This window comes from Klebsiella sp. 10-1 (assembly GCF_009758445.1).
GTDB lineage: Bacteria > Pseudomonadota > Gammaproteobacteria > Enterobacterales > Enterobacteriaceae > Klebsiella > Klebsiella scottii.
The window spans coordinates 204094-230368 of the sequence record NZ_WQRE01000002.1; the positions used below are offsets into that span (position 1 = coordinate 204094).

Genomic DNA, 26275 nt, shown 5'->3' on the forward strand with positions numbered 1-26275 from the left:
TTAGCGTTCCCCAACAGGTTTCAGTTCTATGCGTTTAATATCCCCCACCAGCACCAGGTAGCTCAGCACCGCCACCAGCGCATGTATCCCGACATAAATCAGCGCACCGTTGAACGAGCCCGTCGTCCCGACGATGTAGCCGATCGCAATAGGCGTGACGATACCGGAGATATTGCCGAACATGTTGAACAGACCGCCGGAGAGACCGCTTATCTCTTTCGGGGCGGTATCCGCCATCACCGCCCAGCCCAGCGCGCCGATGCCCTTGCCGAAGAAGGCCATCGCCATAAAGCCGATAATCATCCATTCCGCGTTAACGTAGTTACAGAACACCATCACCATCGACAGCAGCATGCCGAGCACGATGGGAGTTTTGCGGGCAATATTCAGCGAGCCGGTGCGGCGCATCAGCCAGTCGGAGATAATGCCGCCCAGCACGCCGCCGACAAAACCGCAGATGGCCGGAACGGAGGCGACAAACCCGGCTTTCAGAATCGACATACCGCGCGCCTGCACCAGGTAAACCGGGAACCAGGTGATAAAGAAGTAGGTCAGCGCGTTAATGCAGTACTGGCCGATGTAGATCCCGACCATCATTCGCGATCCGATCAGCTGTTTGATCTGACCCCATTTTTCACTGAACGGAACCTTCCTGGCGTCTTTCTTCTGATCCATATTGATCAGCGCCCCGCCGGCGGCGATATATTCCAGCTCTTTTTGGTTCACTCCAGGGTGCTGATTCGGTTCGTGGATCACTTTCAGCCAGACGAAGCTAATCACGATCCCCAGCCCTCCCATAAAGAAGAAGACGTGCGACCAGCCGACCTCATGGGTCAGCCAGCCCATGATCGGCGCGAAGATAACGGTGGCAAAGTACTGGGCGGAGTTAAAAATAGAAACCGCGGTGCCCCTCTCCTGCGCCGGGAACCAGGCCGCGACGATGCGGCTGTTGCCGGGGAAGGATGGAGCTTCCGCTAAGCCGACGAGGAATCGCAGGGTAAACAGCGCGATGATGATGCCAAAACCGCTAAAGATATCGACGAAACCCTGCAGGAGGGTAAACATCGACCAAATGAAGATGGACCAAAAATAGACCCGTTTTGAACCAAAGCGATCGAGCAGCCAACCGCCGGGAATCTGACCAATCACGTAGGCCCATGAGAACGCCGAGAAAACGTAGCCCATGCCCACCGCGTCGAGGCCAATATCTTTGGCCATTTCCGAGCCGGCAATCGACAGCGTCGCGCGGTCGCCATAGTTAAAAGAAGTGACGATAAACAGCATCACCACTATCCAGTAGCGGGCGTTGGTGCGTTTTTCCGCGCCGCTCGCCGCCTGACTTAATGTACTCATTGTTGCACTCCTGAATCATAGCAATTAGCTACGTTCATTCTGAACAGCACAACCTGTAGGGTAGTCAGAATGACGTGTTAGTGTTTTCGTTTTATCTGGCATTTTGCTTTTTCAAACTGGCAGAGAAAGTATAAAAAGAGGACATGGCTGGCTCACCGTGCACATACACAGCTTTGCGGGACGTGCTGAAATCGATTTATGGCTTATGCCTAATCAGATGGGGGGTAGTTCACGGAAATGAAAAGCAGCCGCCGCTTAGCGCTGCCAGCGACGGTGCAAACGGCAGGAGTGTGAAATATCTCTCTTGACCCGGTGAAAACACCTGGAAAAAACCACTCTGTATAAGCGGTTATTATGCAGATGCCTGAACTCCTGGCGAGCGGGAACGGGTATGATCCCGTTGAGCGTTTATCCGGCGCTGGCCTTCAGAAGGGACGCCCTCTACGTAGGGGGAGAGCGTCACTTTTCATCCGCCTATTCGAGCAGGGTCGCCCACTGTTCAACCCACGGGTTGGAAACGCCTTCGGGTTCCGGGTCTTCGCTGGCGTCAATCAGCAGCATTTCGCCGACGCGCTTTGCGCCCTGCTCCTGCAGCAGCGCATCAAAGGTTTTGCCGCCGCCGCAGAAGTTAGCGTAGGTGCTATCGCCGAGCGCGATGATTCCGTAGCGCAGGTGCGGCTGGTACATATCCTTAATGCCTTCGTACAGCGGGACGATGCTATCCGGCAGATCGCCCTGTCCGGTCGTTGACGTCACGACCAGGACATATTTTCCGCTGTAGGGTTCCCAGTCCTGAACCTCCGGGTCTTCGAACACCTTCGCTTTATGGCCCAGACCGCTCAAAATGGCTTCAGCTTCTTCAGCGACCAGCAGCGCGTTGCCATACATCGTACCGACAAAAATCCCGACTTCTGCCATGTTTATCTCCCTGGATTGACCTCAATCTGTTCATCCTGACCGCTGTCGCCAGCAAACTCAACCCTTTCATTTAGCGGCAGAAGGCCTCGCCAGCCAAACTGCGACAGAGCCCGCATCCACACATCGTCCAGGCTGGCGCGAATGACCAGCGGCTCGCCGGTAAACGGATGAGTTAGCGAGAGCTGGCTGGCATGCAGCATCAGGCGGTCGCAGGCAAAGTTTTCAACCGCGCTGCGGTTCTGCCGCAGATCGCCGTGCTTGCTGTCACCGATAATCGGGTGGCGCAGGTGTGACAGATGGCGGCGCAGCTGATGCTTACGTCCCGTTTTAGGCTCCAGCTCAACCAGGCTATAGCGCGTCGTCGGATAGCGTCCGGTGGCGACCGGCATTTCCACCGTCGCCAGGCCACGATAGTGGGTCACCGCCGGCTGCGGGCCTTTATCTTCGCGCGCAAATTTATCGGCTATTTTATCCAGCTCTTCAACCAGCGGATAATCGAGCAGCGCCTCTTCGGTGAGCCAGCCGCGGGCAATGGCGTGGTAGCGTTTTTGCATCTGGTGTTGTTCAAACTGCTGCGACAGCCGCCTTCCCGCCTCGCTTGATAGCCCCATCAGCAGAACGCCGGAGGTCGGTCTGTCGAGCCGATGGGCGGTAAAGACGTGCTGGCCAATCTGATCGCGCACCGTTTGCATAACCACCACTTTTTCATCGCGATCCAACCAGCTGCGGTGGACCAGCCAGCCGGAAGGCTTATTGACCGCCACCAGCCACTCGTCCTGATAAATAATTTCCAGCATCAGGCGTTATCGCTCGCAAAAAGGGTATCGAGCAGCAGCAGCTCGGCCAGCACGCGATCGCGCAGCGGGTGGGCGGCATCAAGGGCCATCTCATAATAAGGGGAGACGGCAAAACTCTGCGGCAGCGGCTGCTCGCCATCCAGCAGCTGATGCATACGAGGGATCAGCACCCACTGGAGCCACTCCAGCGGCTCCATGGTATCCATGCAGAACGGACTGTCGCTGGCAAAGGCGCTGCTTTGCGGCGCGCTTTCCTGCCAGTACTGCGTTTCGCGCAGCAGCGCTTCAATCGCGTGCAGGCGCTCGCGCACGCTGAGGTGAAGAGTCATGGGGAAACCTCGATGAGTTGTAAACCGGCGCAGAATAGCAAATTCAGAAGAGAAATAAAAAAAGGGAGCACTGTATAAACAGTGCTCCCGGTTCGTTTCGCAGCAATCCAGCTACATTGGTGCTCCCTGCTCGTCCGTGAAAACTTTTCCTGAGGTCTCCTGACCATGTTCATCCATAAACCAGTGCGTCCTGCTTTCACACCACCCCGATGTGAAATTACCTGTCCTTAAGTCTATCCCGATCTTCCTGATCCACCGTTCATCATGAGCGGCTCACGTTCTCCATCCTGGAGGTGTCCATTACGCGTTCCTGCGTTATCCTGTGCTTCATCCTGAAGCCTGTCCTTGCTACGCCTTCCCGGCGGGTCCTGCAGAAGCGTCATCATCCTGATGTTCACTTCATTTCGCGACTTCCTGTCGACGTACATAGGATCCCTGATTCCGCCTCGTCTTACAAGCCTTCATACGACAATCTCTTAAGATTAGTCACCACTGAAAAAGACGATACAAAACCTAACCAACTGAATTTAATTGATTTATTAAAAATTAAATAGTTGAAAAATGACTTAAATGATGACGATCTCTTACAGGTCTTGTAAGAGATCTCTCACAAATGGACAGGCACAATGGGTTACAGAACCGGCTCAAGCTGGTTAAGAAAACTCGCAAGGGAGGGAGCAAGGGTCGTACGCTTGCGCGTGCCGAGCGTCTCTTTGAGGACTTCACCGCTCAGGTTACAAACGGAGATAACTTCCAGCTCGCTGTCCAGAGTGGCGATAAACAGCGTCGGCGACAGCTTCAGGCGTTTTTGCACCACCAGATGACCAATCAGATTTTCCTGCATACGCTGGAAGTCATCCGGACTCCAGGTTTGCAGCAGGGTCATCGTTTCACCGGCCAAGCGCGCCTGCATATCGCCGGCAAACTGGGTGGTATAATAACTATGAGTCGGCGGTTGTACCACAATATCTAAGGCCCTTTCAACCGCGCTGATATTGGCGGCGAGTGAAAAGGGCTGCGGTTGCCAGAAAACGGCGTCGGCGTCCGTCGAGCTGATGCAGGGCGACGGGATGCCGTAAAGCTCTTCGCTGCGCGGCAGGCTTGCGCGCTGCTGCTGCCAGGCGTCGCAATAACGTTGGGTAAATGCTTGCAGCGCTTCTGCGGTCTGATTGTCCACCGGTTTCTCTCTTCACGTTAGCCAGGATACACTTAGCAAATAGTGTACCCGCTTTACTATGGTGAAACATGTCTTCTTATGAGAATCATCAGGCTCTGGCTGGCCTGACGCTCGGTAAATCAACCGATTACCGTGATACCTACGACGCATCCCTGCTGCAGGGCGTGCCGCGCAGCCTGAACCGCGATCCGCTGGGCCTCCACGCCGACAGCCTGCCCTTCCACGGCGGCGATATCTGGACGCTGTACGAACTCTCCTGGCTGAATGCAAAAGGCCTGCCGCAGGTGGCGGTGGGCCACGTCGAGCTGAGCGATACCAGCGTGAACCTGGTGGAATCCAAGAGCTTTAAGCTCTATCTCAACAGCTTTAACCAGACCCGCTTTACCAGCTGGCAAGAGGTGCAGGCGACCCTGGCGCGCGACCTTAGCGCCTGCGCCCAGGGCGAGGTCACGGTTGCGCTCTATCGCCTTGACGAGCTCGAAGGCCAGCCGGTGGCCCATCTGCACGGCACCTGCATCGACGATCAGGATATCGAGATTGATAACTATGAATTCAGCACCGACTACCTGCTGGGCGCCGCCGGCGACAACATCGTCGAAGAGACGCTGGTGAGCCATCTGCTGAAATCCAACTGCCTGATCACCCATCAGCCGGACTGGGGTTCGGTGCAAATCCAGTATCGTGGGCCAAAAATCGATCGCGAAAAGCTGCTGCGCTACCTGGTCTCGTTCCGTCATCACAACGAGTTTCACGAGCAGTGCGTCGAGCGGATCTTCAACGACCTTCTGCGCTTCTGCCGGCCGCAATCGCTCTCCGTCTACGCCCGCTATACCCGCCGCGGCGGCCTCGACATCAACCCGTGGCGCAGCAACGCGGACTTTGTTCCGGCTATCGCTCGCCTGGCGCGCCAGTAGTAAAGAATTTTCACAACTTTGCGTGCGTTCACGCGTACGCAAGGTTGTGGAAACGCCGCAGGCAAGGCTATTGTAATCACAGGAAGACGATAATCGTCCTGTTAAGGAGTTCACTTGATTACACATGTTAGCCCGCTTGGTTCAATGGATATGCTGTCACAGCTGGAAGTGGATATGCTTAAACGCACCGCCAGCAGCGACCTGTATCAGCTCTTTCGCAACTGTTCGCTTGCCGTGCTCAACTCGGGGAGCCTGACCGATAACAGCAAAGAGCTACTGTCTCGTTTTGAAAACTTCGATATTAACGTGCTGCGTCGCGAACGCGGCGTGAAGCTGGAACTGATCAACCCGCCGGAAGAGGCGTTCGTTGACGGGCGTATTATCCGTTCCCTGCAGGCCAACCTGTTTGCCGTGCTGCGCGACATCCTGTTCGTTTACGGGCAGATTCATAATACCGTTCGTCTCCCGAACCTCGACCTCGAAAGTTCGGTGCATATCACCAACCTGGTATTCTCGATTCTGCGTAACGCCCGCGCCCTGCACGTCGGCGAAGCGCCAAATATGATCGTCTGCTGGGGCGGCCACTCGATCAATGAGACCGAATATCTCTACGCCCGCCGCGTCGGGACCCAGCTCGGCCTGCGCGAGCTGAATATCTGCACCGGCTGCGGCCCGGGCGCGATGGAAGCTCCGATGAAGGGCGCCGCGGTTGGCCATGCCCAGCAGCGCTACAAAGACAGCCGCTTTATCGGCATGACCGAACCTTCTATTATTGCCGCCGAGCCGCCGAACCCGCTGGTGAACGAACTGATCATCATGCCGGACATCGAAAAACGCCTTGAGGCGTTCGTGCGCATCGCCCACGGTATCATCATCTTCCCGGGCGGGGTGGGGACGGCGGAAGAGCTGCTCTATCTGCTGGGCATTCTGATGCACCCGGCCAACAAGGCGCAGGTACTGCCGCTGATCCTTACCGGGCCAAAAGAGAGCGCGAACTATTTCCGCGTGCTGGATGAGTTCATCGTCCACACTATGGGCGAATCGGCGCGCCGCCACTACCGGATTATCATTGACGACGCCAGCGAAGTTGCGCGTCAGCTGAAGAAAGCAATGCCGCTGGTGAAAGAGAGCCGCCGGGAAACCGACGACGCCTACAGCTTTAACTGGTCGATTCGTATTTCGCCGGACCTGCAGATGCCGTTCGATCCGACGCACGAAAACATGGCCAACCTCAAGCTCTACCCGGACCAGCCGGTAGAAGTGCTGGCCGCGGATCTCCGCCGCGCCTTCTCCGGGATCGTCGCCGGGAACGTCAAAGAGGTCGGCATCCAGGCGATTGAAAAATTCGGCCCTTATAAGCTGCACGGCGATGCGGAGATCATGCGCCGCATGGACGATCTGCTGCAGGGCTTCGTCGCCCAGCACCGCATGAAGCTGCCGGGCGGCAGCGCCTATATTCCTTGCTATGAAATAGGCTCCTGAGCCCTGTTGTAACCCTTCCCGGGCGGCGGCTGACGTCCTGCCCGGGCAGCCCAACCTGAACTCCAGCACTCCAGCACTCCAGCACTCCAGCACTCCAGCACGATAATCTGCCGACCCACCGGCTTCGCCGCGCGCCCTGTCAGAAATCTATTTCCTTTGTGAATGTTTTGTAGCTTTTTACAAAGCCAATCGTTTGCCTTTCCAAAAACAGCAACAAATATCACCACAAAAAAGATATTTGAGAGCTAAAACATCGAGAACATCTCATTTTTACAGCAAAAACCTCGTTATTACGCCGTCATGCTTTTATCTCATATGCTGCGAATGATAGCCTTCGCGCCACAAATATCTGGCTGAACATCAGAAACAGACTGTTGGACTAAAAATACCCACCTTGAAAGTGGATTATTGCAATTGAGATCGAGATCACTGATAGATTTCCAATATGAATGTATCTTTCCGCCCCACTTGTTACGGAGAAAATCACTAAAAAACCGTAAACAAACGAATTTTATATTACTTAATTGATTTTATTTATTATTTTTTGTTGCTTCCTCCAGGAGATACAGATGGAAACCACGCAAACCAGCACTGTCGTTTCGGGCGCAACCCGCAGCGGATGGCGCAAAACGGATACCATGTGGATGCTGGGCCTGTACGGCACGGCTATCGGCGCGGGCGTTTTGTTCCTGCCGATCAACGCCGGGGTCGGCGGCCTTATCCCCCTGATCATCATGGCTATTCTGGCTTTCCCGATGACTTTCTTTGCCCACCGCGGGATGACCCGTTTTGTGCTTTCCGGTAAGAATCCGGGCGAGGACATCACCGAAGTCGTCGAAGAACACTTTGGCGTTGGCGCCGGTAAGCTGATTACCCTGCTCTACTTCTTTGCTATCTACCCGATCCTGCTGGTTTATAGCGTCGCGATTACCAATACCGTCGAGAGCTTTATGCAGCACCAGCTGCACATGACGCCGCCGCCGCGCGCGATCCTCTCGCTGATCCTGATCGTCGGCATGATGACCATCGTGCGCTTCGGTGAGCAGATGATCGTTAAAGCGATGAGCGTGCTGGTGTTCCCGTTCGTGGTCGCCCTGATGATTCTGGCGCTGTATCTGATCCCTGAGTGGAACGGCGCGGCGCTGGAAACGCTCTCCCTGAGCAGCGCAACCTCTACCGGCAACGGCCTGTGGATGACCCTGTGGCTGGCGATTCCGGTCATGGTCTTCTCCTTTAACCACTCACCGATCATCTCCTCCTTCGCCGTGGCGAAGCGTGAAGAGTACGGCCAGGGCGCTGAGAAAAAATGCTCCAGCATCCTCGCCCGCGCGCACATCATGATGGTGATTACCGTTATGTTCTTCGTCTTCAGCTGCGTACTGAGCCTCTCCCCGACGGACCTGGCGGCGGCAAAAGATCAGAACATCTCGATTCTCTCTTACCTGGCGAACCACTTTAACGCCCCGCTGATTGCCTGGATGGCGCCGATCATTGCGATGATTGCCATCACCAAATCCTTCCTCGGCCACTATCTTGGCGCCCGTGAAGGCTTTAACGGCATGGTGATTAAATCCCTGCGCGGTAAAGGTAAATCCATCGAAATCAATAAGCTGAACAAAATCACCGCGCTGTTCATGCTGGTCACCACCTGGATTGTGGCGACGCTGAACCCGAGCATTCTCGGTATGATCGAAACCCTCGGCGGCCCGATTATCGCGATGATTCTGTTCCTGATGCCGATGTACGCGATTCAGAAAGTCCCGGCGATGCGCAAATACAGCGGCCACGTCAGCAACGTCTTCGTGGTGCTTATGGGCCTGATTGCTATCTCCGCAATTTTCTACTCTCTGTTCAGCTAATCTCCCCTTCGCGCCGCCCGCCGGCGGCGCGCTTTCCGACAGCTCTGGATGTGCATCATGATCAGCGTATTCGATATCTTTAAAATCGGCATTGGCCCTTCCAGCTCCCACACCGTGGGGCCAATGAAAGCGGGCAAACAATTCACCGACGACCTTATCGCGCGCGGGCTGCTTGCCAACGTCACCACCGTCATCGTCGACGTATACGGTTCCCTTTCCCTGACCGGCAAAGGCCACCATACCGATATTGCGATTATTATGGGTCTTGCGGGCAACATGCCCGATAGCGTCGATATTGACGCGATCCCTGCGTTTATTCAGGACGTCAACACCCACGGGCGCCTGATGCTGGCAAACGGCCAGCAGGAAGTCGACTTCCCGGTTGACCGCTGCATGAATTTTCATGCTGACAACCTGTCGCTGCATGAAAACGGCATGCGCATTACCGCCCTGGGCGGCGACAAGGTGCTCTATAGCCAGACCTACTACTCCATCGGCGGCGGTTTTATCGTCGACGAACAGCACTTCGGCCAGAGCAACGAAGCTCCGGTCTCGGTACCTTATCCCTACCAAAATGCGGCTGATTTACAGCGGCACTGCCGCGAAAGCGGGCTCTCGCTTTCCGGCCTGATGATGCAAAACGAGCTGGCGCTGCACAGCAAAGAAGAGCTGGAGCAGCACTTTGCCGCCGTCTGGGAAGTGATGAGCGGCGGTATCGAACGCGGCATCAGCACCGAAGGGGTTCTGCCGGGCAAGCTGCGGGTCCCGCGCCGCGCCGCCGCGTTACGCCGGATGCTGGTCAGCCAGGACAATACCAACAGCGATCCGATGGCGGTCGTTGACTGGATTAATATGTTCGCCCTGGCGGTGAACGAAGAGAACGCCGCCGGCGGCCGCGTGGTCACCGCGCCGACCAACGGCGCCTGCGGGATCGTGCCTGCGGTACTGGCCTACTACGATAAGTTTATCCGCAAGGTCAACGCTAACTCGCTGGCGCGCTACCTGCTGGTGACCAGCGCAATTGGCTCGCTGTATAAGATGAACGCCTCGATTTCCGGCGCCGAAGTGGGCTGCCAGGGCGAGGTCGGCGTGGCCTGTTCGATGGCGGCGGCCGGCTTAACCGAGCTGCTGGGCGGCAGCCCGGGCCAGGTGTGCATCGCCGCGGAAATCGGTATGGAGCACAACCTGGGCCTGACCTGCGACCCGGTTGCCGGCCAGGTTCAGGTGCCGTGCATCGAGCGTAACGCCATCGCCTCGGTGAAGGCCGTCAACGCCGCCCGGATGGCGCTGCGCCGCACCAGCGAACCGCGCGTGTGCCTCGATAAGGTTATCGAGACGATGTACGAAACCGGCAAGGATATGAACGCCAAGTACCGTGAAACGTCGCGCGGTGGCCTGGCGATGAAAATCGTGACCTGCGATTAAGCCCTCCCCGGCCCGGCAGCCGCGCCTGCCGGGCACTCTCCCGCACTCCCCGCCGCGCCGACCGATACTTTTGTTATATAGACTAAGATTTAGTTATTTATTGGTTATAAGGGCAATTTGTTACCTTACGGTTAACCGCTACAGGAGAACAAATCATGTCCAAAAGGTTCCATCTGGCCCTGCTGCCGCTGGTGCTCGGCCTCTCTGCTTCCGCGCTGGCACAGGCGCCGGAAACCGTTAACATCGGCTATCAAAAAGCCAATATTTTCGCCCTGCTGAAATATCGCGGAACCCTCGATGAGACCTTCAAAAAACAGGGCATCGCCGTCCGCTGGATAGAGTTTCCTGCCGGTCCGCAGATGCTGGAAGGGCTGAACGTCGGCAGTATCGACCTGGCGGCCACCGGCGACGCTCCGCCGGCATTCGCTCAGGCGGCGCGGGCGGATCTGGTTTATCTCGCCCACTCCCCGGCGAACCCCAAAACCGAAGCCATCGTGGTGCCGGAAAACTCGACGATCCACAACGTGGCCGACCTGAAAGGCAAGCGCGTGGGGCTGAATAAAGGCTCTGACGTCAACTACCTGCTGGTGGCCGCGCTGGAAAAAGCCGGACTGAGCTATAAAGATATCACGCCGGTCTATCTGCCTCCGGCCGATGCCCGCGCCGCCTTCCAGCGCGGCGCCATTGATGCCTGGGTTATCTGGGACCCGTACCTTGCCGAAGTCGAAACCAACGCCAGGGCGCGGCAGATCCGCAACGCTGAAGGGCTGGTGCCGCACTACACCTTCTATCTCGCCAGCCGCAAATTTGCCGAAAACCACCCGGATACGGCAAAACAGGTGGTGGATGAGTTACGCCAGCTCAGCGACTGGGCTAACGCTCATCAGGACGACGCCGCCGGGATTTTGGCGACCTCAACCGGGCTGGATAAGGCTATCTGGCTGAAAGCGCTCGCCCGCCTGCCCTACGGCGCCGAACGCATGACGCCTGCGGTCTATAACGAACAGCAGGCGCTGGCGGATACCTTCACCCGCGTTGGCCTGCTGCCGGTCAAAGTGGACGTGCGCAGCGCCACCTGGTCGCAGGATAAATAGTGATTAACGGCGACGGTTTTCCCCATCGCCTCCCTCCTTACCCCTGCGTTTTCTCGCCGTTGCCTATCTGCCAGATAAAGGTCGGCGCTTCGCCGTTGACCAGCCAGTTGCCGATATTGCGCGCTTTATAGATAACCGGATTATGCGACGCCACCGTGCGCGCGTTGCGCCAGTGGCGATCGAGCGCTTTGCCTACCCGGGTGTCCGACGCGCCGAGGGCGTTAAACAGCTCGGTCGCCGCGCGCGGTATCCAGTCGCTGGCAATCACCTGCGCCTGCGCCGCTTCAACCTCCGCCAGACGATTACGCTGCTCAATCAGCGCCTCGTCGCCGCTGGCGTGAACGATATAGGCCTGCTGTAAAGACTCCGCCGCCTGCAGCACCGCCGCGCGGGTCGCCCACGCCCAGCTGCTGATTTGCCCTACCACCTGCAGCACCTGAGGATCGTCGCGCGGCACGGCGGCATTGCCGTGGCTGTACATACGGGAGCGTTTTTTCACCCCTTCGGCGGCATCGCGTTCTACCGCCAGGCCGATACCCGCCAGCGTCGCCAGTAAGATATGCTGATAGAAGGCGGTCTGGTAGCGAAAGCGCTCGGCAAAATCGTAGACATGTTCCTGCTCAACCTGCGCCTGCCGGAAGCGGGTGGTGCCGCTGCCGGTCAGACGCTGGCCAAAGCCATCCCAGTCGTCCTCTCGCTCCACCCCGCTTTGCCTGGTACTGACCAGCGCTATCACGTCGCCGTTGTTGTCGCTGCGGCGGGCAAAGACGTCAATCCAGTCGGCGTACAGCGTCCCGGTGCTGTAAAACTTCTCGCCGCTGAGCCGCCAGCCGTGCTCGTCCGGCGTCACCTGAGTATTCACCTCCCCAAGCTTTACCGCCCCCGTTTCGGTCCAGCCGCTGCCCACCAGCTCCCCGTCGCGAAAACGCTGGAACCAGCGATCGCGCTGCGCGGAATCGGGCTGATTCAGACGATCCTCAACAAAGGCAAAATGAGCGCGCAGCGCCTGCGGCAGGTTTGAATCAGCCTCGGCCAGCTCAATCAGCAGGGCAATCAGCTGCGGCAGCGACGCGCCCCAGCCGCCCTTTTCCCGCGGAATGCGCAGCGTGCCGAATCCCGCCTCCTTCAGCCAGCGAATCGGCTCCTCGGGCAGAATACGCTGCTGCTCGCGGCTAGCCGCCCCTTGCGCAATGCGCGAGAAAATCGGCCGAAAGGCCGCCGCCAGCTGTTCGTAATCGGTACCGGTAGAAAGTAGTGTCATCATCTGTTCCTTAATGGTGGCTGTCGTCAATGTCGTGACGCGTCGGCTCGTGGCGAACCGCAAGCAGGAAGAAGATCGGAATCAGGGCGGCCAGCGATACCACCCAGAACATTTGCGTGCCGAGGGAGGCCTGCAGCAGCGGCAGCACGAACAGCGCCAGCGCGCTGCCGATCCCGGAGAGCGCCCGGCTGAAGCCGACGCCGGTGGCGCGAATCGAGGTTGGATAGGAGAGCGCCGGATAGATCATCAGCTGCGCGCCGGGGCCAAAGCCCTCGGCAAACAGCCACAGCCCAAGCATCGCAATCGCCAGCACCACGCCGACGGTGGCCTGCGGCTGACCCACCAGAGCAAGCACAATCAGGGCGATAAACTGCAGCGCGAAGCCGGCAATCGCCACGTGGCGCGACGGATATTTCCACGCCAGATGCATTCCCAGCAGACCGCCGGTAAAGGCAAACAGCGCGTTCAGCCCCAGCGAAGCGGAGATGGTTTCAAACACGCCGGCCCCGAGAAACTGCGCGAGGATCGACGGCAGGAAAAAGGCGATGGCGGTGTACTCAAAGGAGATACAGATATTCATCACCCCGGCAACGATGGTGCGCTCGCGGTACGGCTTTTCAAACAGCACGCGGAAGCTCACCTTCGGCGGCGGCGCGGGGCGTTCAGCCGGCGCTTCATGGGCGGCAATGCCGTAAGAGTCGCGCAGAATGCGCACCGCCGAGGCCAGGTCTCCCTGGTTTGCCGCCCACAGCGGCGATTCATTCATAAATTTTCTGCGCACGGCGATAATCAGCAGCGCCGGAACCGCGCCAAACAGCAGCGAGGCGCGCCACAGCCAGTCGAGATGCTCCTTTGGCAGCAGAAAATAGAGGCCGAAGATAATCAGAAAACAGACCGTCGAGGCGGCGTACCACATCGGGCACCAGGCGGCGAGGCGCGAGGCCTTGTTGCCTTTGCCGGTAAAACGAGAGAATTCAGCGAGGTAGGACATGGCGACCGGCAGATCGATACCGACGCCGATGCCCATCAGGAAACGGGCGCCGATCAGCACCCAGACGTTGGGCGCCAGCCCCGCGGCGATAGCCGAGACGACAAAAAACAGCATATCGGCCATAAACACCGAATAGCGGCCATATTTATCCGTTAGCCAGCCGCCGATCAGGTTGCCAAAAATGGTGCCGACCATAATGGATGAGGTGACCAGGCCGGTCAGCAGCGGCGAGAGCTGGAATTCACGCACCACGTCGTCGATGCCGTAGGAGAGCGTGGTTAAATCATAGGCGTCAAGGAAGACGCCGCCGAGAGCGAGGAAGACAATCATCCGCGCATATTTAGCCTGATCCTTGCCCGAATTAATTAGCCGCGCCACATCCCCGACGCTACTCACCGGCGCGGAGGCCACACCGGGATTATCAACAGACAGCGTACTCATGTTTTCACCTTATTATGTTGTGCAGACGATCGCAGTTATAGGCCGACCGCTGATAAAGTGGAACCAACAAATACGCATATAAAAATCAATATATTCAATAAGTTAATTGAATAAAACGGCAAAATCAGGACGAGCTTTCGCTCGTCCTGCGAGTTCGCTCATCAGCGCAGATTATTCGGCGGAAACCGGCACCAGCACGTCTTTCACCAGCGGATCGTCGGTGGTTTTCAGCCAGGTCTGGATCCGCGGGTCGGAAAACGCCTGTTTTAATTTGACGATATTCTCCTGCGACAAATAAGGCGTCCCGATGACCAATTGCGAAGCGAAGGTGCGCGGCGCCGGCGGGAATAAAATGCCTCTGTCACGCGATACTTTTCCGGCATCAAACTGCGAGACATAGCCGATTGCCGCATCCACCGAATTGAGCGCCCGCGGCATGGTTAACAGGTCCAGCTCTTTGAAATTAAACTGATGCGGGTTGCCGACGATATTTTTCAGCTTCGCCGTGCGCGGCTCCACCGCCGGGTCGAGCGTAATCAGGCCGATGCGCTGCAGCAGCCACAGCGCCTGCCCCTGGTTGGCGCCATCATCCGGCACCACGATCGTCGCCCCATTCGGCAGATCCTTAACCGATTTATAGCGATCGGAGTAAATGCCAAAGGCCCACTGGAACACCGGCACCGTGGTGGAAAGCGCGAAGCCGTTAGCGTCCACCACCTGCTTCAGCCACCACTGATGCTGATAGATGGTTCCGGCGTACTCCCCCTGCGCCACCGCGCGATCCGCCTGCACCGGATCCTGTACCCCCACCGCCTCCAGCTTCAGGCCGTAATCCGGCGCGATATGCTCGCCGATGTACTCGATGATCCGCTGCTCGCCGGCCATCGCCGGTTCATAATGAATTTTCAGGGTGGTGCCGAACACCACCTGCTGCGACCGGGCCTCTCCCCGCCACCACCAGAAGGCGACGGCCAGCGCCACAATCACTACCAGCGCCGCCAGCCACGGCCAGCGGCGGGCCTTACGTAACTCAAACTGTTCTGTTGTCATGAAGAGATCCCCTGCGTGTGGCGAAGTTTGTTGACCAGACGGTCACCGAAAAATTGAATCAGCTGGATAGTGGCGATCAGCGCGATAATGGTGGCGATCATGATGTGATTGTCGAAGCGCTGGTAGCCGTACACCACCGCCAGATAGCCGATCCCTCCCGCGCCGATGGTGCCGGCAATGGCGGAATATTCGATCATCGACACCAGGTTGAGCGTCACCGCCGCCACCAGCGCGGGCAGGGCTTCGCTCAGCTGGGCGCTGCGGATAATCTGCCAGCGCGAGCCGCCGCAGACGATCCCCACGGCGGTGACCTCCGCCGGCAGATCGCGCAGCGCGTTTTCCACCAGCCGGCCGAAAAACGGCACCCCGGCGGCGATCATCGGCACCACGGCGGCAGGAATGCCGATCGTTGTCCCGGTGAGCCAGAAGGTGAAGGGAATAATCGCCGCCATCAGCACCAGAAACGGCAGAGAGCGCCCCATATTCACCACCCAGTTCAGCACCCGGTACAGCGCGGCGTGCGGGAACAGGCCCCGCGACGAAGCGTTGAATAGCACCACGCCGACCGCTCCGCCGAGGGTCACCACAAACAGCATCACAATGGCCACCATCAGCCAGGTTTCGCCGTAGGCGGGCAGCAGCAGCGTATGGATCTCGCTCCAGGGGGTATCCTGGCTGATTACCGAAGGTTTCATACCGCCTCCTTGAGTTCCGGCGCGCCGTCAAGCACCTCCGCCGCGATACCAAGCTGCGCCAGCAGCGCCAGCATCCGCGCCGCCGACAGGCGCTCGCCCTGAAAGCGCACCCCCGCCTGCAGCCGTCCCGCCAGCCGGCCGTTGATCACCTCAACGTGGCCGCCGAGCAGGTCGATCTGCAGCGCAAACTGCTGGCTCAGGCGGCTGATCCAGTCGGTGGCCACCGGCACATCCCAGCGATAGCTCAGGCGCAGCAGCAGATCGCTATGGGCCGCCACCGGAGAGAGCGGCAGCAGCTGCTGGCCCAGCAGAGAATCCGGGCGCGCCAGCAGCTCTTTCACCTCGCCGAACTGGAGGATCGCGCCGTCGCGAATTTCAGCGACCGCATCCGCCGCCGCGCGTACCGCGTCCATCTCGTGGGTAATAAGCACGATCGCCAGGCGATACTCATCGCGCAGGCGTTTAAGCAAATTGAGCACCGCGGCGGTGGCCTGCGGGTCCAGCCCGGAGGTGGCCTCGTCCGCCAGCAGCACCGAAGGACGCAGCGCCAGGGCGCGGGCGATGCCGATGCGCTGGCGCTGGCCGCCGGAGAGCTGGGCCGGCCAGGCGTCGGCTTTATCGCTCAGGCCGACGCTTTCCAGCAGTTCGCCAACCCGGGCTTTAACATCCCGCTCCACCACCCCGAGGTACTCCAGCGGCAGGGCGATATTTTGCCAGGCCGTTTTGCGGTTCAGCAGCGCCGAGGACTGGAAAACGGTGCCGATCGCCCGCCGCTCGCGGCGCAGCGCCTCGCCGCTGAGCAGCGACAAATCGTTGCCGTTAACCCGGATGCTGCCGCTGTCGGGGCGCTCCAGCAGGCTGATGCAGCGCGCAAGGGTCGATTTACCCGCGCCGCTTGGCCCCACCACCGCGGTGATGGAGCCGGTCGGCACCCGCAGCGACAGCCCTTTCAGCACCTCGCTGACCCGCCCCCCCGCCGTGCGGTAGCTTTTATGCAGGTCGTCTATCTCAATCATGTCACCTTCTCCCCCGCCCCGGCGTCGATGCGCACGCCGCGCCGGTAGCCGGCTCCCGGATGCGGAGCCACCAGGCGCGGCCCGGCGCCGAACAGTTTTTCGCGCAGCGTGCCTTCGCGGTACTCCTGCTTGAAGACGCCGCGCTTTTGCAGCTCGGGAATAAGCAGATCCACCACATCGCGGAAGGTTTCGTGGGTGACGGCGTAGGCGAGGTTAAAACCATCGACATCGGTCTCCTCGACCCACGACTGCAGCTCGTCGGCCACGGTTTCCGCGCTGCCGACGATCAGCGGGCCGAAGCCGCCAATCCCCACCCAGTCGGCCAGCGCCTGCACCGTCCACTGACGGTCCGGATCGGCGGTGGAAAAGGCCTCGACCGCCGACTGAATGGCGTTGGTATGCAGATATTTCAGCACCTGATCCGGCTGGTACTGGCCGAAGTCGATCCCGGTCCAGCCAGAGATCAGCGCCAGCGCCCCTTCATAGCTGACGTAGGATTTATACTCCTGCCATTTGGCCTGCGCCTCGCGGTCGGTTTCGCCGACGATCACCGTTTGCAGGTTAAAAATCAGGATGCTGCGCGGATCGCGTCCGGCCTCCGCGGCGCGGCGGCGAATGTCGGCCACGGTCTTTTTAAGCAGCGTTTTTGACGGCGCGGCGACAAACACGCACTCGGCGTGCCCGGCGGCAAACTGCTTCCCGCGGCTCGACGCCCCGGCCTGATAGAGCACCGGAGTGCGCTGCGGCGAGGGTTCGCAGAGGTGGATCCCCGGAACCGAGAAGAAGTTGCCCTGGTGGTTGATCGGATGGATTTTCTGCGGATCGCTGAAGATCCCCCGTTCGCGATCGCGCAGCACCGCCCCGTCTTCCCAGCTGCCTTCCAGCAGTTTATAGACCACGTCGAGGTACTCGTCGGCGTAGTCGTAGCGCGCATCGTGATCGGTCTGCGCCTGATGACCAATGTTGCGCGCCCCGCTTTCCAGGTATGAGGTCACGATATTCCAGCCCACCCGGCCTTTGGTCAGATGGTCAAGGGTCGACAGGCGGCGGGCAAACGGATACGGATGCTCAAACGACAGCGATGCGGTCAGGCCAAAGCCGAGGTGCTCCGTCACCAGCGCCATCGGGGTAATCAGCGCCAGCGGATCGTTCACCGGCACCTGCGTTGCCTGGCGAATGGCGGCATCGCCGTTGCCGTTCAGCACGTCGTAGATGCCCAGCACGTCGGCAATAAACAGGCCGTCGAACTTCCCGCGCTCCAGCAGACGCGCGAGGTCAACCCAGTAGTCCAGATCCTTGTACTGCCATGAGCGATCGCGCGGATGGGTCCACAGCCCCGGCGACTGGTGGCCGACGCAGTTCATATCAAAAGCATTAAGACGAATTTCGCGTTGTGATGACATAGCACTTCTCCACGGTGCGTCCCGATCGAGGGGCGCACGCTTAATCATGAATAACGAAAGAACTCTCGATCCCCAGCGTCGCCAGCGCTTCGGCGGCGACCGCGGCGGCATGGTCGGCGACCTGCGGCAGACCCATCAGCTCGCCAAAACGTCCGCGGGCCGCCGGACCGGAAATCAGTACCTTTGGCGTCACCACGCCCTCGCGGCCAATCGCCCGGGAGCGCGAGTCGACGTCGAGCCCGAGCCCGAGCGCGTCGGCGCGGATCAGCCCCTCCTGCGCCAGGTCGCGCAGCAGCGGCTGGCTGTCGATCAGGCCGCCGTGCGCGGGGCCGGTGGTCAGAATCAGGCGATCGACGGTCAGCGATTGAGGGTCGCCGTGGCGCGGACTCAGGGTCAGGGTCAGCCGGCGGGCATCGCCCTCCAGCGCCGTCAGCCTTGCCGCCTGCACCTTCAGGCTGCCGTCGCGCTGCCGCTGGCTAAGCACATCGGCGACCTGCGGGGCGATGCGGTAGCGATGCACATCCCAGTAGCTGCGCAGATGGCGCAGGAAGCGCTGGCGGTCGGCAAAGGTCAGCCCCTGCCAGATGCTCTGCCCCTGGTTACGCACCGCGTCCAGCACCACCTGCCACGGCTGCCCCAGCTCCGCGGCGCGACGGACATCTTCCCGCACCCGCCGCAGCCGCTGACGCAGCGTGCCCTGGCGATAGTCGCCGGGCCACGGCTCGGCAGCGCCGCTGATGTTTCCTCTGGGCAGCAGGCCGTGCCGCGAAAATGCCGTCACCGGACCGCGATGTCCGAGCCGCGACAGGGTGGCGATGGTGTCGGCCATCGTCAAACCGGTACCCATCACCGCCACCCGCGCATCCGGCGCAATGTCGGCAAGCGCGTCCGCACGCCACGGATTGGCAATCAGCGCAGGATGGTCGTGGAAAGGGGCCGCCAGGCGCGGCAGCGCCGGCGGCGGATGGCTCACCGCGAGGATCAGCAGATCGCTTTTCAGCAGCCGGCCGCTGGCGGTGGTGACGCCGCGCGGGTCATAGGCCAGCGCCTGCTCACGCAGGTGGGCCAGCCGTCCCGCGCTCGCCCGCAGCGCATCGGCAAAGCGCTGGCTGACGTAGCGGCCAAACTGGCCGCGCTGCGGATAGAGCGCGCCGTCCTCACGCCGCGCCTGCGGGTCGTCGGCGAATGCCGGCTGGCCGCGATACCAGCGGTCGAAAGCGCCCTCCTCCTCGCCCGCCAGCTGCATCCGCGCGGCGGGGACGTTGATGCGATGGGAGGGCTCGGCGGTGGAGTAGGCCACCCCCGCGCCGGGCACGGCGCGAGGCTCCAGCAGCGTCACCCGCAGCCCGTGCGGGGCCAGGCGCAGAAGCTCAATCGCCACGGCGGCGCCGCTGAACCCGCCGCCGATAATGACCACCTGCGGTTCAGCGCTCATCGGCAATCCCCCTCTGGAGGCAGAAAAGCATGTCCACCTCCCGCTCAGCTGGCGCTGACCTGTTTAACCGGCCGCTTATCGCCGCCGATGGTTTCGCCAAACGGGCCGGTATTCACGCCGCGCGCTTTGGGCAGGGCGTTGCCGGCAAGCGGCAGCAGCGGCATGACCAAATCGGCAAAGCGGTGGGCCTCTTCGAGGTGCGGATAGCCGGAGAAGATAAAGTTGGTGATGCCGAGGGCCTGATATTCGCGAATGCGGTCCGCGACCTGCTGCGGGCTGCCGACCAGCGCCGTACCCGCCCCGCCGCGCACGAGGCCAACGCCCGCCCACAGGTTCGGGGCGATGCGCAGGTTGTCGCGGGAGCCGTTATGCAGGGCGCTCATTCGCGCCTGGCCCGCGGAATCCATGCGGGCAAAGATCTTCTGCGCCTGGGCGATGGTGTCATCATCCAGATGGGCAATCAGACGGTCGGCGGCGGCCCAGGCCTCTTCTTCCGTTTCACGGACGATAACGTGCAGGCGAATGCCGTACTGCAGGGTGCGGCCGCGGGCGGCGGCGCGCTCGCGCACGATGGCCAGCTTCTCCGCCACCAGCTCAGGCGGTTCACCCCAGGTCAGATAGCTATCGATTTGCCCGGCGGCAACGTCAATGGCCTCCTCTGAAGAGCCGCCGAAATAGAGCGGCGGGCCGTTTTCCTGCACCGGCGGGAAGAGAACTTCCGCCCCCTCAACCTGAATATGCTCGCCGTGATAATCCACCTTTTCGCCTTTCAGCAGGCGCGAGTAAACGTCAAGAAATTCACGGGTAACCTGATAGCGCTGGCTATGGTCGAGGAAAATCCCGTCGCCCTTGTTCTCCACCGGATCGCCGCCGGTTACCACGTTGATCAGCAGCCGGCCTTCCGACAGGCGGTCGAGGGTCGCCGCCATGCGCGCCGCCAGCGTCGGCGGCTGCAGTCCCGGACGCACCGCAACCAGATAGCGCAGGCGGCGGGTTAACGGCGCCAGCGCCGAGGCGACCAGCCAGGAGTCTTCGCAGCTTTTGCCGGTCGGGATCAGCACGCCGTAGTAGCCAAGGCTGTCGGCGGCCAGAGCAACCTGTTGTAAGTACGCTAAATCAACGGGGCGTCCGCCTTCGGTGGTGCCCAGATAGCGGCCGTCGCCGTGGGTGGGTAAGAACCAAAACACGTTGATCTTATCGCTAGCTTTCTGCGTCATTATCCATTTCCTATATAACCATATTCGATATTCATCGAAGAGTTGTTTTAATTTGGTTATATGAGTGTTAGCGATAATCGTGCCAATGCGGACAGGAAAATTAAGACAACAAAATCAAATAATTAATAAAATTCTGCGCCCGCCAGGCTGTTGCAAATGCGCCAGCAGATGGGGCGAGGCTGCCGCTTTTGCAACAAAACCACAGAGTTTGCCCGTGTTTACCGCCGCCGACAGAGGATAAGTTCAAGGCGTTATTTAGCGGAGGACTACCATGCTCAATCCTGAACCCCCAGCCGATACCCCGGTGCTGATCGATCCGGCGTCAAAAGCCTTTCAGAACCTGTTGGATAAACTGGCGCCCACGGAGGCCACCGTGCTGATCGTCGGTGAAACCGGCACCGGTAAAGAGGTGGTCGCCCGCTACCTGCATCACCACAGCAGCCGCCGCCAGCAGCCTTTTCTCGCCGTGAACTGCGGCGCGCTCACCGAGAGCCTGGCGGAAGCGGAGCTCTTCGGTCACGAAAAGGGGGCGTTTACCGGCGCGGTGCAGGGGCATCCCGGCTGGTTTGAGGCCGCCGAGGGCGGCACGCTGCTGCTCGATGAGATTGGCGAATTAAGCCTGCCGCTGCAGGTGAAGCTGCTGCGCGTGCTGCAGGAGCGCGAGATTACCCGCGTCGGCTCGCGCAAGGCGATTAAAGTCAACGTGCGGGTCATTGCCGCCACCCACGTAGATTTGGCGCAGGCGATCCGCGAGCGCCGCTTCCGCGAAGACCTCTATTACCGCCTGAATATCGCCATCGTCCCGCTGCCGCCGCTGCGCCAGCGCCGCCAGGATATTCCGCTGCTGGCCAATCATTTCTTATCGCTCTACGCCCGTCGGCTGGGGCGCCCAACCCGCTATCTGGCGCCTGAGGCGTTAGCCCGGCTGATGGACTACCCGTGGCCCGGCAATATCCGCGAGCTTGAAAACACGCTGCATAACGCGGTTCTGCTCAGCAAAGAGGAGGAGATTACGCCCGCACAGCTGCGCCTGACCACGCTGCACGCCGCGCCGCTGACGGCAACGGATATTGAGCTGGACGACTTTATCCACCAGCAGCTCGCCCAGCCCGGCGACGCGCTGTGGGAGCGCATGACCGGCGCGCTGATCCGCGGCGCTATGGCCCATTGCGACGACAATCAAAGCCAGGCGGCCGCGCTGCTGGGGATCAGTCGCCACACCCTGCGTACCCAGCTGGCCAACATCGGCATGATTAAAAGCCGCCGCCGGGTGGAATCGGCTCCGCGCCGGTTAGCCGAAACCGCGTCCGTAGACCGCGAGCTGCGCATCGGCTATCAGCGCTTCGGCAACCTCGGCATTTTAAAGGCCCGGCAGAGCCTCGAGAGCGCCTTCTCCAGCCTTGGCGTCAGCGTGCTGTGGAGCGAATTCCCCGCCGGGCCGCAGCTGCTGCACGCCCTTGCCTGCAATGAGATCGATTTTGGCACCACCGGCGAAGCGCCGCCGGTCTTTGCTCAGGCCAGCAACGCCGAGCTGGTGTACGTCGCGTGGGAGCCGCCGGCGCCGCAAAGCGTGGCGATGGTGGTGCCGCAGCATAGCGATATCCGCGCCCTCAGCGATCTGCGCGGCAAGCGTATTGCGCTGAATAAGGGCTCAAACGTGCACTGGCTGCTGCTGCAGATTCTGGAAGAGGCCGGGCTGAGCCTGAATGACGTGAAGGTGGTCTACATCCCGCCGAAGTACCCTCTCACCGCCAGCGATTATCTGGCGGTCGACGCGTGGATGATGTGGGACCCGCTGCTCAGCGACGCCGAACATACCGGAGAGCTGCGGGTGGTCGCCAGCGGCGAGGGCCGGGTACACAACCATCAGTTCTATCTCTCGCGCCGCGATTACGTCAATCGCAACGGCGACATCATGCAGCGCCTGCTGCACGAGCTGACGCAAACCGGGCAGTTTATCGACCGCCGGCGCGAGGAGGCCGCCGGCCTGCTTGCCGCCGAATTAGGCATTAACGTCGATTCGCTGGCCCTCGCCCTCGCGCGGCGCAGCCATCGCCCACGGATGATGGATCTTAAGGTCATCCGCGCGCAGCAGACCATCGCCGACCGCTTTTATGCCCTCGGACTGATCGGCAAACCGGTTTCCGTGCGCGAAGCCGTTTGGTACGGGGAAGCGGCCCATAGCGACCTGGGCCTGCTGCTGCACGCGGATTAAGCCGCTTTACGAGGCGCGTTCCCGATTATCCCCGTGCCGATAGCCTCCTCCGCACGGCAATGATACCCTTACATTTCTGAGAACATTGGTCGGGCACGGCGCCCGGCCAGGCCGGCCGCTCATCCGCCGGGCTAAATGATAAGGAGAGACCTGTGGCCGTTCATCTGTTAATCGTCGACGCGCTCAATCTGATTCGCCGCATTCACGCGGTGCAGGGTTCGCCCTGCGTTGACACCTGCCTGCACGCGCTGGAGCAGCTGATCGTCCATAGTCAGCCAACGCACGCGGTGGCGGTATTTGATGATGACGATCGCGCCCACAGCTGGCGGCACCAGCGTCTGGCTGAATATAAAGCCGGCCGCGCGCCGATGCCGGAGACGCTGGAGGCCGAAATGCCCGCGCTCCGTGCGGCGTTTGAACAGCGCGGAATACGCTGCTGGGCCTTAGCGGGCAACGAAGCCGACGATCTCGCCGCCACCCTGGCGATGAAGGTGGCCCTGGCCGGGCACCAGGCCACCATCGTCTCCACGGATAAAGGCTACTGCCAGCTGCTTTCGCCCACGGTTCGCATCCGCGACTACTTCCAGAAGCGCTGGCTGGACGCCCCCTTTATTGCCAAAGAGTTTGGCGTGACCCCGCAGCAGCTGCCTGACTACTGGGGCCTGGCGGGCATTAGCAGCTCGAAGGTACCGGGCGTGGCGGGTATCGGCCCTAAAAGCGCCGCCCAGCTGTTAACTGAGTTTACCGATCTGGAGGGGATTTACGCCCGTCTCGACGAGGTCGCGGAGAAGTGGCGCAAGAAGCTGGAAGAGCATAAAGAGATGGCGTTCACCTGCCGCGAAATCGCCCGTCTGCAGACCGATTTACAGCTCGACGGCAACCTGCAGCAGCTGCGGCTGACGGCGTAGTCGGTGTCGCTGGCATAGTCGGTATAGCTGGCGGCCGAGGTTCAGCCAGAAAGGGCGATAGCCAGCATCGCCCTTGCCCCCGGCAGCGTTTACCAGGCGGAGTGGTAAAGCTCGATAATCTCCGTCAGGCTGGCTTCCCGCGGGTTGCCGCCGGTGCAAACGTCGTCAAACGCCGCCTGCGCCAGCGCCGGAATATCCTCTTTACGTACCCCGACATCGCGCAGATGCGGCGGGATCCCCACGTCACGATTGAGTTTACACACCGCCTCTACCGCCGCCTGGCGTACCTCCTCTTCGCTTCTGCCTTCAACTTTCTCGCCCATAGCCCGGGCGATATCGGCAAACTTGCCTCCGCAGTACGCGGCGTTATAGCGCATCACGTGGGGCAGCAGAATGGCGTTGGCCACGCCGTGCGGCGTGTTGTAAAACGCGCCTAAAGGATGCGCCATGCCGTGCACCAGCCCGAGGCCGACGTTGGAAAAACCCATCCCGGCAATATACTGCCCCAGCGCCATCGCCTCACCGGACCGGCTCTCGCCGGCCACCGATCCGCGCAGCGCGCCGGCAATAATCTCTATCGCCTTCAGGTGCAGGGCGTCGGTTAACGCCCAGGCCGCCCGCGTAACGTAGCCTTCGATGGCGTGGGTCAGCGCGTCGACGCCGGTGGCGGCTTTCAGCGCCGGCGGCATCCCGTCCATCATATCGGCATCGATAAACGCCGCCTGGGGGATATCGTGCGGATCGACGCAGACAAATTTACGCCGCTTTTCCTCATCGGTGATCACGTAGTTGATCGTCACCTCCGCCGCGGTTCCGGCGGTGGTCGGAATGGCCATAATCGGTACGCTCGGGGCGCGGGTTGCCGATAGCCCTTCCAGGCTACGAACGTCGGCAAACTCAGGGTTAGCGCTGATAATCCCCACCGCCTTACAGGTATCCTGCGGCGAGCCGCCGCCAATGGCGATCAGGTAGTCCGCCCCGCTCTGCTGAAAAACCCGCAGCCCCTCCTGTACAACCGCAATCGTCGGATTCGGGATCACGGCGGAAAAGATCTCCCACGCCAGACCGGCGGCATCCATCCTGTCGGTGACCTTGCTAACCGCACCGCACTGAACCAGCGTCTTATCAGTGACAATCAGCGCCTTACGATAGCCGCGACGCTTCACTTCGTCGGATAATGCCGCTATCGCCCCTCGGCCAAACCACGCCGTTTCGTTCAAAATCATTCTGTTCGCCATTGCCCGTCTCCTGTTTGTCGTGCGGGATCACTCTTCGATACGTAGCCCATAGGTTTTGAATTTTTCCAGCACGATGGCTATCGCTTCGTCATCCAGTACCGGCACGGGATCGATAATCGCCAGCGTGCTGAGGTACAGCTGGGCCAGCACCTCCACCTCATGCGCCAGCCACAGCGCTTTTTCCAGACTCTCTTCACAGGCAATCAGCCCGTGATGCTGCAGCAGGGTCGCCTTGCGGTTTTTTAGCGCGACGGCCACATATTCGGAGAGCTCGCGCGTTCCGAAGGTGGCGTAGGGCGCGCAGGGGATGGAGTTGCCGCCGGCGGCGGCAATCATGTAGTGGATCGCCGGAATGGGCCGGTTAAGGATCGACACCGCGGTACAGTGCACCGCGTGGTTATGGACCACCGCCTGCGCGTCGGGGCGGGTCTGGTAGGCCGCCATATGGAAACGCCACTCGCTTGACGGCAGCTTGCCCTGCTCATGCTGGCCGTTGGCGTCAATCCATACGATGTGGGATTCGGTGAGCTTTTCGTACGGGATGCCCGTCGGCGTAATCAGCATGCCGCCTTCATAGCGCACGCTCACGTTGCCTGCGGTCCCCTGATTCAGCCCCAGCCGGGTCATTTCCAGGCAGGTATCAATAATCTGCCGCGCCAGCGTATTTCGTTCCATTCTTTACCTCTCTCAGCGTTTCAAAACAGACCAACAGAATCCTCACTTAACATCATCCCGGCTCTGTCGAATTAATTGGATATTTACTTACCATCATCATATTGAATAACCAGAATGGAATTGATATCAGCGTATTCTGTGACCGCCATCAATTAATCTCCGCGAATAAATAAAGCGCCGGTTACTTTCACTAAAGAAAACTGCCCGTTATTATTTTTCTTTTTTAAAACGGGCATTTCCCTCCGCCTTTAACAATTGCCCGTTTGCGCCGCAATAAATTAAATCGGGCAGCGCCGCTGTGGCTTTTAAATTAAATAATCTCAAACGGTCATTGTTTTAGATAAATTAAAGTGATGCTAATCACATAAAGCCATAGTCTTCG

The 26275-nt window shown here is 60.1% G+C and carries 22 protein-coding genes; 7 read left to right on the forward strand and 15 right to left on the reverse strand.

Annotation, left to right across the window (positions count from 1 at the left end):
* The 5 genes from gudP to syd all read right to left on the reverse strand — a co-directional run bounded on the left by gudP (window position 1) and on the right by syd (window position 4574).
* Complete coding sequence (gene gudP, locus GO007_RS09040; RefSeq protein WP_095098649.1) at window positions 1–1353, reverse strand: galactarate/glucarate/glycerate transporter GudP; 1353 nt, start codon at window positions 1351–1353, stop codon at window positions 1–3.
* A 474-nt stretch (window positions 1354–1827) separates the two neighbouring features.
* Complete coding sequence (locus GO007_RS09045; protein ID WP_095098651.1) at window positions 1828–2271, reverse strand: flavodoxin; 444 nt, start codon at window positions 2269–2271, stop codon at window positions 1828–1830.
* Window positions 2272–2273: 2 nt separating this feature from the next.
* Complete coding sequence (gene truC / locus GO007_RS09050) at window positions 2274–3068, reverse strand: tRNA pseudouridine(65) synthase TruC (protein ID WP_095098653.1); 795 nt, start codon at window positions 3066–3068, stop codon at window positions 2274–2276.
* A complete protein-coding gene (locus tag GO007_RS09055) occupies window positions 3068–3397 on the reverse strand; it encodes a YqcC family protein (protein WP_095098656.1) in 330 nt (109 codons plus the stop codon). Before GO007_RS09055 ends, truC begins: the two co-directional genes overlap by 1 nt.
* Window positions 3398–4028: 631 nt before the next feature.
* Window positions 4029–4574, reverse strand: coding sequence for a SecY-interacting protein (gene syd / locus GO007_RS09060; protein ID WP_095098658.1), 546 nt, complete (start codon window positions 4572–4574; stop codon window positions 4029–4031).
* A gap of 68 nt (window positions 4575–4642) precedes the next feature.
* Between syd and queF the strand changes: the two genes are divergently transcribed.
* From queF to GO007_RS09085, 5 genes are all read left to right on the forward strand, one after another.
* On the forward strand, window positions 4643–5488 hold the full coding sequence (queF, locus tag GO007_RS09065) for an NADPH-dependent 7-cyano-7-deazaguanine reductase QueF (protein ID WP_095098660.1): 846 nt from the start codon (window positions 4643–4645) through the stop codon (window positions 5486–5488).
* A gap of 114 nt (window positions 5489–5602) precedes the next feature.
* On the forward strand, window positions 5603–6970 hold the full coding sequence (ppnN, locus tag GO007_RS09070) for a nucleotide 5'-monophosphate nucleosidase PpnN (RefSeq protein ID WP_095098663.1): 1368 nt from the start codon (window positions 5603–5605) through the stop codon (window positions 6968–6970).
* 569 nt (window positions 6971–7539) lie between these two features.
* The gene (locus GO007_RS09075) at window positions 7540–8829 is read left to right on the forward strand and encodes an HAAAP family serine/threonine permease (RefSeq protein WP_095098665.1); all 1290 of its coding nucleotides are present in this window, start codon (window positions 7540–7542) and stop codon (window positions 8827–8829) included.
* A 57-nt stretch (window positions 8830–8886) separates the two neighbouring features.
* Window positions 8887–10254: an L-serine ammonia-lyase gene (locus GO007_RS09080; protein ID WP_095098668.1), complete on the forward strand. Its 1368-nt coding sequence runs from the start codon at window positions 8887–8889 to the stop codon at window positions 10252–10254.
* A 155-nt stretch (window positions 10255–10409) separates the two neighbouring features.
* On the forward strand, window positions 10410–11348 hold the full coding sequence (locus GO007_RS09085; protein ID WP_095098670.1) for a sulfonate ABC transporter substrate-binding protein: 939 nt from the start codon (window positions 10410–10412) through the stop codon (window positions 11346–11348).
* A gap of 37 nt (window positions 11349–11385) precedes the next feature.
* Here GO007_RS09085 and GO007_RS09090 read toward each other — a convergent pair whose 3' ends face one another.
* The 8 genes from GO007_RS09090 to ssuD all read right to left on the reverse strand — a co-directional run bounded on the left by GO007_RS09090 (window position 11386) and on the right by ssuD (window position 20857).
* Entirely contained in the window at window positions 11386–12609 is a 1224-nt protein-coding gene (locus GO007_RS09090) for an acyl-CoA dehydrogenase family protein (protein ID WP_095098673.1), read from the reverse strand.
* 10 nt (window positions 12610–12619) lie between these two features.
* Window positions 12620–14041, reverse strand: a complete 1422-nt coding sequence (locus tag GO007_RS09095) for an MFS transporter (protein WP_095098676.1) — start codon at window positions 14039–14041, stop codon at window positions 12620–12622.
* Between the two features lie 171 nt (window positions 14042–14212).
* Window positions 14213–15091 (reverse strand): MetQ/NlpA family ABC transporter substrate-binding protein, encoded by an 879-nt coding sequence (locus tag GO007_RS09100; RefSeq protein ID WP_095098678.1) that lies wholly within the window; start codon window positions 15089–15091, stop codon window positions 14213–14215.
* Window positions 15088–15786 (reverse strand): methionine ABC transporter permease, encoded by a 699-nt coding sequence (locus GO007_RS09105; protein ID WP_095098681.1) that lies wholly within the window; start codon window positions 15784–15786, stop codon window positions 15088–15090. The genes GO007_RS09100 and GO007_RS09105 overlap by 4 nt, the downstream gene beginning before the upstream one ends.
* The gene (locus tag GO007_RS09110; protein ID WP_095098684.1) at window positions 15783–16802 is read right to left on the reverse strand and encodes a methionine ABC transporter ATP-binding protein; all 1020 of its coding nucleotides are present in this window, start codon (window positions 16800–16802) and stop codon (window positions 15783–15785) included. The genes GO007_RS09105 and GO007_RS09110 overlap by 4 nt, the downstream gene beginning before the upstream one ends.
* A complete protein-coding gene (locus tag GO007_RS09115) occupies window positions 16799–18205 on the reverse strand; it encodes an LLM class flavin-dependent oxidoreductase (protein ID WP_095098686.1) in 1407 nt (468 codons plus the stop codon). Before GO007_RS09115 ends, GO007_RS09110 begins: the two co-directional genes overlap by 4 nt.
* Window positions 18206–18245: 40 nt before the next feature.
* Entirely contained in the window at window positions 18246–19640 is a 1395-nt protein-coding gene (locus tag GO007_RS09120) for an FAD/NAD(P)-binding protein (protein WP_095098689.1), read from the reverse strand.
* A gap of 44 nt (window positions 19641–19684) precedes the next feature.
* Window positions 19685–20857 carry an FMNH2-dependent alkanesulfonate monooxygenase gene (ssuD, locus tag GO007_RS09125; protein ID WP_095098692.1) on the reverse strand — a complete coding sequence of 391 codons (1173 nt, stop codon included), beginning with the start codon at window positions 20855–20857 and terminating at the stop codon, window positions 19685–19687.
* 271 nt (window positions 20858–21128) lie between these two features.
* On the opposite strand from ssuD, the gene GO007_RS09130 reads away from it, so the two are divergent.
* Both GO007_RS09130 and xni read left to right on the forward strand, forming a co-directional pair.
* Window positions 21129–23072 (forward strand): sigma-54-dependent Fis family transcriptional regulator, encoded by a 1944-nt coding sequence (locus tag GO007_RS09130; RefSeq protein WP_095098695.1) that lies wholly within the window; start codon window positions 21129–21131, stop codon window positions 23070–23072.
* 152 nt (window positions 23073–23224) lie between these two features.
* On the forward strand, window positions 23225–23980 hold the full coding sequence (xni, locus tag GO007_RS09135) for a flap endonuclease Xni (protein ID WP_095098698.1): 756 nt from the start codon (window positions 23225–23227) through the stop codon (window positions 23978–23980).
* An 89-nt stretch (window positions 23981–24069) separates the two neighbouring features.
* On the opposite strand, the gene fucO is transcribed toward xni, so the two are convergent.
* Both fucO and fucA read right to left on the reverse strand, forming a co-directional pair.
* A complete protein-coding gene (gene fucO / locus GO007_RS09140) occupies window positions 24070–25218 on the reverse strand; it encodes a lactaldehyde reductase (protein WP_095098701.1) in 1149 nt (382 codons plus the stop codon).
* Window positions 25219–25245: 27 nt separating this feature from the next.
* Complete coding sequence (fucA, locus tag GO007_RS09145; RefSeq protein WP_095098704.1) at window positions 25246–25893, reverse strand: L-fuculose-phosphate aldolase; 648 nt, start codon at window positions 25891–25893, stop codon at window positions 25246–25248.
* Window positions 25894–26275: the final 382 nt, after the last annotated feature.

What these genes read in the sequence shown, in the direction of transcription:
- GO007_RS09080 (WP_095098668.1), top strand. Translation starts at nt 8,887, where the DNA reads ATGATCAGCGTATTCGATATCTTTAAAATCGGCATTGGCCCTTCCAGC.
- GO007_RS09085 (WP_095098670.1), top strand. Translation starts at nt 10,410, where the DNA reads ATGTCCAAAAGGTTCCATCTGGCCCTGCTGCCGCTGGTGCTCGGCCTC.
- fucO (WP_095098701.1), bottom strand. Translation starts at nt 25,218, where the DNA reads ATGGCGAACAGAATGATTTTGAACGAAACGGCGTGGTTTGGCCGAGGG.
- fucA (WP_095098704.1), bottom strand. Translation starts at nt 25,893, where the DNA reads ATGGAACGAAATACGCTGGCGCGGCAGATTATTGATACCTGCCTGGAA.
- gudP (WP_095098649.1), bottom strand. Translation starts at nt 1,353, where the DNA reads ATGAGTACATTAAGTCAGGCGGCGAGCGGCGCGGAAAAACGCACCAAC.
- ssuD (WP_095098692.1), bottom strand. Translation starts at nt 20,857, where the DNA reads ATGACGCAGAAAGCTAGCGATAAGATCAACGTGTTTTGGTTCTTACCC.
- GO007_RS09105 (WP_095098681.1), bottom strand. Translation starts at nt 15,786, where the DNA reads ATGAAACCTTCGGTAATCAGCCAGGATACCCCCTGGAGCGAGATCCAT.
- GO007_RS09110 (WP_095098684.1), bottom strand. Translation starts at nt 16,802, where the DNA reads ATGATTGAGATAGACGACCTGCATAAAAGCTACCGCACGGCGGGGGGG.
- GO007_RS09130 (WP_095098695.1), top strand. Translation starts at nt 21,129, where the DNA reads ATGCTCAATCCTGAACCCCCAGCCGATACCCCGGTGCTGATCGATCCG.
- queF (WP_095098660.1), top strand. Translation starts at nt 4,643, where the DNA reads ATGTCTTCTTATGAGAATCATCAGGCTCTGGCTGGCCTGACGCTCGGT.
- GO007_RS09045 (WP_095098651.1), bottom strand. Translation starts at nt 2,271, where the DNA reads ATGGCAGAAGTCGGGATTTTTGTCGGTACGATGTATGGCAACGCGCTG.
- GO007_RS09095 (WP_095098676.1), bottom strand. Translation starts at nt 14,041, where the DNA reads ATGAGTACGCTGTCTGTTGATAATCCCGGTGTGGCCTCCGCGCCGGTG.
- GO007_RS09075 (WP_095098665.1), top strand. Translation starts at nt 7,540, where the DNA reads ATGGAAACCACGCAAACCAGCACTGTCGTTTCGGGCGCAACCCGCAGC.
- GO007_RS09090 (WP_095098673.1), bottom strand. Translation starts at nt 12,609, where the DNA reads ATGACACTACTTTCTACCGGTACCGATTACGAACAGCTGGCGGCGGCC.
- GO007_RS09100 (WP_095098678.1), bottom strand. Translation starts at nt 15,091, where the DNA reads ATGACAACAGAACAGTTTGAGTTACGTAAGGCCCGCCGCTGGCCGTGG.
- GO007_RS09115 (WP_095098686.1), bottom strand. Translation starts at nt 18,205, where the DNA reads ATGTCATCACAACGCGAAATTCGTCTTAATGCTTTTGATATGAACTGC.
- GO007_RS09055 (WP_095098656.1), bottom strand. Translation starts at nt 3,397, where the DNA reads ATGACTCTTCACCTCAGCGTGCGCGAGCGCCTGCACGCGATTGAAGCG.
- truC (WP_095098653.1), bottom strand. Translation starts at nt 3,068, where the DNA reads ATGCTGGAAATTATTTATCAGGACGAGTGGCTGGTGGCGGTCAATAAG.
- GO007_RS09120 (WP_095098689.1), bottom strand. Translation starts at nt 19,640, where the DNA reads ATGAGCGCTGAACCGCAGGTGGTCATTATCGGCGGCGGGTTCAGCGGC.